At 48.8% G+C, this 8,826-nt stretch carries 2 protein-coding genes; both read left to right on the forward strand.

Annotated features, from left to right (window positions below):
* Window positions 1-204 precede the first annotated feature (204 nt).
* A complete protein-coding gene (gene rpoB, locus AAY47_RS14070; protein WP_047770774.1) occupies window positions 205-4,233 on the forward strand; it encodes a DNA-directed RNA polymerase subunit beta in 4,029 nt (1,342 codons plus the stop codon).
* A gap of 161 nt (window positions 4,234-4,394) precedes the next feature.
* Window positions 4,395-8,627 carry a DNA-directed RNA polymerase subunit beta' gene (gene rpoC, locus AAY47_RS14075; protein WP_047770775.1) on the forward strand — a complete coding sequence of 1,411 codons (4,233 nt, stop codon included), beginning with the start codon at window positions 4,395-4,397 and terminating at the stop codon, window positions 8,625-8,627.
* Window positions 8,628-8,826 lie beyond the last annotated feature (199 nt).

The raw sequence follows: 8,826 nt of genomic DNA on the forward strand, positions 1-8,826 counted from the left end.
CCTATTGACGACTTAATATACTGCGTTCTCAGCTACGATCCACTCGGTAGCTCGGTAGTAAGGTAACGCAATGAAATGATGTAAGAGTAATAGTCATGAGTATTACGGAAAATATTCTGTTTTCTGTTCGAAAAAATAGTGTTGCAGCGTGCTGTCCTTAAGGGCGGACAGAGTGGGTCACTTATCAGCGAGCTGAGGAACCCTATGGTTTACTCCTATACCGAGAAAAAACGTATTCGTAAGGATTTTGGTAAACGTCCACAAGTGTTGGATGTTCCATACCTTCTTTCTATCCAACTTGACTCGTTCCAGAAGTTTATCGAGCAAGATCCAGAAGGCCAGAATGGACTGGAAGCGGCCTTCCGTTCAGTGTTTCCAATTCAGAGCTACAGCGGTAATTCAGAGCTGCAATATGTAAGCTACCGTCTTGGTGAACCTGTCTTTGATGTCAAAGAGTGTCAGATCCGTGGAGTGACTTTCTCCGCACCTCTGCGCGTTAAGCTGCGTCTGGTGATCTATGAGCGCGAAGCGCCAGAAGGCACAGTTAAAGACATCAAAGAACAAGAAGTCTACATGGGTGAAATTCCACTCATGACTGATAACGGGACTTTCGTTATCAACGGTACTGAGCGCGTTATTGTATCTCAGTTGCATCGTAGCCCAGGCGTTTTCTTTGATAGCGATAAGGGTAAAACCCATTCATCCGGTAAGGTACTGTATAATGCACGTATCATTCCTTACCGTGGTTCGTGGTTAGATTTCGAATTTGATCCAAAAGATAACCTGTTTGTGCGTATCGACCGCCGCCGTAAGTTGCCGGCTTCGATTATTCTGCGTGCGATGGATTATTCCTCTGAAGACATCCTGAATCTGTTCTTCAAAAAAACCGTTTTCGAAATTCGCGCCAATAAATTGCAGATGATCCTGGTTCCAGAGCGTCTGCGGGGCGAGACTGCTTCATTTGATATCGAAGCAAACGGCAAGGTTTATGTTGAAAAAGGCCGTCGTATCACAGCTCGTCATATCCGCCAGTTAGAAAAAGAGCAGGTAGACCGTATTGAGGTGCCTGTTGAATATATTGCGGGTAAAGTTGTAGCAAAAGATTACATCGACCAAAACACAGGTGAAGTCATCTGTACCGCTAACATGGAACTCTCTTTGGATCTACTGGCCCGTTTGAGCCAGTCTGGTTACAAATCTATCGAGACCCTGTTTACCAATGATCTGGACCACGGTGCTTATATTTCCGAAACCCTGCGTGTTGACCCAACCAATGATCGCCTGAGCGCACTGGTTGAAATCTATCGCATGATGCGTCCGGGTGAACCACCAACACGTGAAGCCGCAGAAAACCTGTTTGAGAACTTGTTCTTCTCTGAAGATCGTTATGATCTGTCGGCGGTTGGTCGTATGAAGTTCAACCGTTCGCTAGATCGTGAAGAGATTGAAGGTTCCGGTATCCTGAGCAAAGAAGACATCATTGACGTGATGAAGAAGCTCATCGATATCCGTAACGGTAAAGGTGAAGTCGACGATATCGACCACTTGGGCAACCGTCGTATCCGTTCCGTTGGTGAAATGGCTGAAAACCAGTTCCGCGTCGGCTTGGTTCGTGTAGAACGTGCAGTGAAAGAGCGTTTGTCTCTGGGCGATCTGGATACCCTGATGCCACAGGACATGATCAACGCCAAACCAATTTCTGCGGCGGTGAAAGAGTTCTTTGGTTCGAGCCAGCTGTCCCAGTTCATGGATCAGAACAACCCACTGTCTGAAATCACCCATAAACGTCGTATTTCTGCGTTGGGTCCAGGCGGTCTGACCCGTGAGCGTGCAGGCTTTGAAGTTCGAGACGTACACCCAACTCACTACGGTCGTGTATGTCCAATCGAAACACCTGAAGGTCCAAACATCGGTTTGATTAACTCATTGTCCGTTTATGCGCGTACCAATGAGTATGGTTTCCTTGAAACGCCTTATCGCTTGGTTCGTGATGGCGTAGTGACTGATGAAATCCACTACCTGTCTGCAATCGAAGAAGGTAACTACGTTATTGCTCAGGCGAGCACCGTATTGGATGAAGAAGGCCATTTCGTTGAAGAATTGGTCACGTGCCGTCATTACGATGAATCCAGCTTGTTCAACCGTGATCAGGTTCAGTACATGGACGTTTCGACACAACAGATTGTGTCCGTCGGTGCTTCTCTGATCCCATTCCTTGAACACGATGACGCCAACCGTGCATTGATGGGTGCGAACATGCAACGTCAGGCGGTTCCAACTCTGCGCGCTGATAAGCCGCTGGTCGGAACAGGTATGGAACGTGCGGTAGCGGTTGACTCCGGTGTAACCTCAGTAGCTAAACGCGGCGGTGTGGTTCAGTACGTTGACGCATCCCGTATTGTTATCAAGGTTAACGAAGATGAAATGTACGCAGGTGAAGCGGGCATTGATATCTATAACCTGACCAAATATACCCGCTCAAACCAAAACACGTGTATCAATCAGACACCATGTGTTTCTTTGGGTGAATTGGTAGAACGCGGTGACGTACTGGCTGATGGTCCATCCACCGACTTGGGTGAACTGGCACTGGGTCAGAACATGCGTGTGGCGTTCATGCCTTGGAATGGTTATAACTTCGAAGACTCCATCCTCGTCTCTGAGCGTGTTGTTCAGGAAGACCGTTTCACCACTATTCACATTCAGGAACTGGCTTGTGTGTCTCGTGACACTAAACTGGGACCTGAAGAGATTACGGCTGACATCCCTAACGTGGGTGAAGCTGCACTGTCTAAACTGGACGAATCCGGTATCGTTTATATCGGTGCGGAAGTGAAAGGCGGCGACATTCTGGTTGGTAAGGTGACACCAAAAGGTGAAACTCAGCTAACTCCAGAAGAAAAACTGTTGCGTGCGATCTTCGGTGAGAAAGCGTCTGATGTGAAAGACTCCTCACTGCGCGTACCAAATGGTGTTTCTGGTACTGTTATCGACGTACAAGTCTTTACCCGTGATGGTGTAGAGAAAGACAAGCGTGCGTTGGAAATCGAAGAGATGCAGTTGCGTGAGGCTAAGAAAGACCTGACAGAAGAACTGCAAATTTTCGAAGCTGGCCTGTTTGCACGTATTCACTCTGTACTGGTTGCCGGTGGTGTTGAAGCGGAAAAACTCAGCAAACTTCCTCGTGGGCGTTGGCTGGAACTGGGCCTGGCTGATGAAGAAAAACAAAATCAGCTAGAGCAGTTGGCAGAACAGTACGACGAACTGAAAGTAGAGTTCGAGAAAAAACTGGATGCTAAACGCCGTAAGATCACTCAGGGCGACGATCTGGCACCGGGCGTACTGAAAATTGTCAAAGTGTATCTGGCTGTGAAACGTCAGATCCAGCCTGGTGACAAGATGGCAGGTCGTCACGGTAACAAAGGTGTTATCTCCAAGATCAACCCGATCGAAGACATGCCTTACGATGAAAACGGCACACCAGTGGACATCGTACTGAACCCGCTGGGCGTACCATCACGTATGAACATCGGTCAGATTCTGGAAACTCACCTGGGTATGGCGGCAAAAGGCATTGGTGACAAGATCAATGCAATGCTGAAACAGCAGCAGGAAGTTGCCAAACTGCGTGAATTTATTCAGAAAGCTTATGATCTGGGTGATGATACCCGTCAGAAAGTTGACTTGGGCACCTTCACTGATGAAGAAGTGATGCGTCTGGCAGAAAACTTGAAAAAAGGTATGCCTATCGCAACGCCGGTCTTTGATGGTGCAAAAGAGACCGAAATCAAAGAGTTGTTGAAACTGAGTGGCTTGCCGACTTCCGGTCAAATCACGCTGTTCGACGGCCGTACAGGTGAACAATTCGAGCGTCAGGTAACCGTTGGTTACATGTACATGCTGAAACTGAACCACTTGGTTGATGACAAGATGCACGCCCGTTCTACCGGTTCTTACAGTCTGGTGACTCAGCAGCCGCTGGGTGGTAAGGCACAGTTCGGTGGACAGCGCTTCGGTGAGATGGAAGTTTGGGCATTGGAAGCATACGGTGCGGCGTACACCCTGCAAGAAATGCTCACCGTTAAATCCGACGATGTTAACGGTCGAACCAAGATGTATAAAAACATCGTGGATGGTAACCACCAGATGGAACCAGGCATGCCGGAATCTTTCAACGTATTGCTGAAAGAAATCCGTTCGTTGGGTATCAACATCGAGCTGGAAGACGAATAAATCGTTTTCCCGCTGGTACTGCCCGGCCGTATGTTGAAACATAAGAATGTCGGGCAGTTTACCCGCCAGAGGTTGCACTGGTCCCAGTGGTTATACTGGTTATAGAGGGGAGTGGCATGGGCCACTCACCTAACAGGTCTAACTCCGACAGGAGCCATTTCGTGAAAGACTTATTGAAGTTTCTGAAAGCGCAAACTAAGACCGAAGAGTTTGATGCGATCAAAATTGCTCTGGCCTCTCCAGATATGATCCGTTCGTGGTCATTCGGGGAAGTAAAAAAGCCGGAAACTATTAACTACCGTACGTTCAAGCCTGAGCGTGACGGTCTTTTCTGTGCGCGTATTTTCGGGCCTGTAAAAGATTACGAATGCTTGTGTGGTAAATACAAGCGTTTGAAACACCGTGGTGTGATTTGTGAGAAATGTGGCGTTGAAGTAACCCAGACTAAAGTGCGTCGTGATCGTATGGGTCACATTGAGCTGGCATCTCCAACCGCTCACATCTGGTTCCTGAAATCTCTGCCATCCCGCATCGGTTTATTGCTGGATATGCCTCTGCGCGATATTGAACGCGTACTATACTTCGAATCCTATGTGGTTGTTGAAGGGGGGATGACCAATCTTGAGCGTAGCCAAATCCTGACTGAAGAACAGTATCTGGATGCACTGGAAGAGTTCGGTGATGAATTTGACGCCAAAATGGGTGCAGAAGCAATCCAGGCCTTGCTGAAAAGCATCGATCTGGAAAACGAATGCGAAACCTTGCGCGAAGAGCTGAATGAAACCAACTCTGAAACCAAGCGTAAGAAGCTGACCAAGCGTATTAAACTGCTGGAAGCGTTCATTCAGTCTGGCAACAAACCAGAGTGGATGGTTCTGACCGTTCTGCCAGTTCTGCCACCGGATTTGCGTCCACTGGTTCCACTGGATGGCGGTCGTTTCGCAACTTCAGACCTGAACGATCTGTATCGTCGCGTTATTAACCGTAACAACCGTTTGAAGCGCCTGTTGGATCTGGCTGCGCCAGATATCATCGTACGTAACGAAAAACGTATGTTGCAGGAAGCGGTGGATGCGCTGCTGGACAACGGCCGTCGCGGTCGTGCGATTACCGGTTCTAACAAACGCCCTCTGAAATCCCTGGCAGACATGATCAAGGGTAAACAGGGTCGTTTCCGTCAGAACTTGCTGGGTAAACGTGTTGACTACTCAGGTCGTTCTGTTATTACCGTAGGTCCATACCTGCGTCTGCATCAGTGTGGTCTTCCTAAGAAGATGGCACTGGAACTGTTCAAGCCATTTATTTACGGCAAACTGGAACTGCGTGGCCTGGCGACGACTATCAAAGCCGCCAAGAAAATGGTTGAGCGTGAAGAAGCTGTGGTATGGGATATCCTGGATGAAGTCATCCGTGAGCACCCTGTTCTGCTGAACCGTGCACCAACCCTTCACCGTTTGGGTATTCAGGCATTTGAACCCGTACTGATCGAAGGTAAAGCTATTCAGTTGCACCCACTCGTGTGTGCGGCATATAACGCCGACTTCGACGGTGACCAGATGGCTGTTCACGTACCGTTGACACTGGAAGCTCAGTTGGAAGCGCGTGCGTTGATGATGTCTACCAACAACATCCTGTCTCCAGCGAGCGGTGAACCCATCATCGTTCCATCTCAGGACGTTGTATTGGGTCTGTACTACATGACCCGTGACTGTGTTAACGCGAAAGGCGAAGGCATGGTTTTGACCGGCCCTAAAGAAGCAGAGCGCGTATACCGCGCAGGCCTGGCTTCTCTGCATGCCCGTGTCAAAGTGCGTATCACTGAAGAAGTGAGAGATGGTGAAGGTAATGTCGCCACCAATACTGGGTTGGTTGACACCACTATCGGTCGTGCCATTCTGTGGATGATCGTACCAAGAGGCCTGCCTTACTCACTGATTAACCAGCCACTGGGTAAAAAAGCTATCTCTAAGATGCTGAATACCTGTTACCGCATACTGGGTCTGAAACCAACCGTTATTTTGGCTGACCAGACCATGTATACCGGTTTTGCTTACGCTGCCCGTTCAGGGGTATCCGTAGGTATTGATGACATGGTTATTCCTGAGAAGAAAGAAGGCATCATCGCGGAAGCTGAAGCGGAAGTGGCCGAAATTCAGGAACAGTTCCAGTCAGGTCTGGTAACGGCTGGCGAACGCTATAACAAAGTTATCGATATCTGGGCTGCGGCGAACGAACGTGTTGCTAAAGCGATGATGGAAAACCTGTCTTCTGAAACAGTGATTAACCGTAACGGTGAAGAAGAACAACAGGTTTCTTTCAACAACATCTTTATGATGGCCGACTCCGGTGCGCGTGGTTCTGCGGCTCAGATCCGTCAGTTGGCGGGGATGCGTGGTCTGATGGCAACGCCAGATGGTTCCATCATCGAAACCCCAATTACCGCGAACTTCCGTGAAGGTCTGAACGTACTTCAGTACTTCATCTCAACCCACGGTGCTCGTAAAGGTCTTGCGGATACCGCATTGAAAACGGCGAACTCCGGTTACCTGACCCGCCGTCTGGTTGATGTTGCCCAAGATTTGGTAGTGACTGAAGATGACTGTGGTACTCACGATGGCATCCTGATGACTCCAGTTATCGAAGGTGGTGATGTTAAAGAGCCACTGCGTGAGCGTGTATTGGGTCGTGTGGCGGCGGAAGACATCCTGAAACCAGGTACAGGTACAGCGGATATTCTGGTTCCACGTAACACGTTGCTGAATGAAAAATGGTGTGATCTGTTAGAAGAGAACTCTGTTGACAGCGTGAAAGTACGCTCCGTAGTAAGTTGTGAAACTGACTTTGGTGTTTGTGCGAACTGTTACGGTCGTGACCTTGCTCGTGGTCACCTGATCAACAAAGGTGAAGCGATCGGTGTTATCGCGGCACAGTCAATCGGTGAACCAGGTACACAGTTGACGATGCGTACGTTCCACATCGGTGGTGCGGCATCTCGTGCGGCAGCAGAATCCAGTATTCAGGTACGTAACAAAGGTCATCTGAAACTGATCAACGCGAAATTCGTGACGAACTCAGCAAGCAAACTGGTTATTACCTCTCGTAATACCGAATTGCGCCTGATCGACGATTTCGGTCGTACCAAAGAGAGCTATAAAGTCCCTTACGGCTCGGTATTGACCAAAGGTGATGGTGAGACAGTAACCGGCGGTGAAACCGTTGCGAACTGGGACCCACACACTATGCCAATCGTGAGTGAAGTATCCGGTATTATCCAGTTCTACGACATGGTTGATGGTCAAACCATTACCCGTCAGACGGATGAGCTGACCGGACTGTCTTCACTGGTGGTTCTGGATAGTGCAGAGCGTACCGGCAGTGGTAAAGACCTGCGTCCGGCACTGAAAATCGTAGACGCCCAGGGTAACGACGTTCTGATCCTAGGTACAGATATGCCTGCTCAGTACTTCCTGCCGGGTAAAGCGATCGTTCAGCTGGAAGATGGTATGTCCATCTCTGCGGGTGATACATTGGCACGTATTCCTCAGGAATCTGGGGGTACTAAAGATATCACCGGTGGTCTGCCACGCGTTGCGGACCTGTTCGAAGCTCGTCGTCCGAAAGAGCCTGCTATCCTGGCAGAAATCAGCGGTATCGTTTCTTTCGGTAAAGAAACCAAAGGCAAGCGCCGTCTGGTCATTACTCCGTTGGTTGGTGATGAACCTTACGAAGAGATGATCCCTAAATGGCGTCAGCTCAACGTGTTCGAAGGTGAGGTTGTTGAACGTGGTGACGTGATCTCCGATGGCCCAGAATCTCCACATGACATTCTGCGCCTACGTGGTGTTCACGCGGTTGCTCGTTACATCACTAACGAAGTACAGGAAGTTTACCGTCTGCAAGGCGTTAAGATTAACGATAAACACATTGAAGTTATCGTTCGTCAGATGCTGCGTAAAGCAACTATTGCGAATGCGGGTAGCTCCGAATTCCTTGAAGGTGAGCAGGTTGAATACGCACGCGTTAAGGTTTCGAACCGCAAACTGGAGCAGGATGGCAAAGTACCCGCTCTCTTCCATCGTGACCTGTTGGGTATCACCAAGGCATCATTGGCAACAGAATCCTTCATCTCTGCGGCATCGTTCCAGGAAACAACCCGCGTTCTGACTGAGGCCGCTGTTGCAGGTAAACGTGATGAACTGCGTGGCCTGAAAGAGAACGTCATCGTTGGTCGTCTGATCCCTGCGGGTACAGGTTATGCTTACCATCAGGATCGCATCCGTCGTCGTCAAGAAAACGATGTGGTTGAAGCGCCACAATTTAGCGTTGACGAAGCCTCTGCAAACCTTGCTGAGTTGTTGAATGCAGGTTTTGGTAGCAGCAGCGATAACGAATAATCGTGATGCGTAGCATACCTATAGCTAAATATAGATATAGCTAATCGTGAAAATGCCCTCTCTGGTAGAGGGCATTTTTTATTTGGATGGAAAATTGAAATGAGACGAATTGTTTATATTATTGCAATGGCTTGCTTGGCAGGGCAAGATCACGAATGTTTTTTAGTCAAAAATAAACAGGTTGCTTCGAGTAAAGAGC

The sequence above is a fragment of the Xenorhabdus griffiniae genome (assembly GCF_001028135.1).
GTDB lineage: Bacteria > Pseudomonadota > Gammaproteobacteria > Enterobacterales > Enterobacteriaceae > Xenorhabdus > Xenorhabdus bakwenae.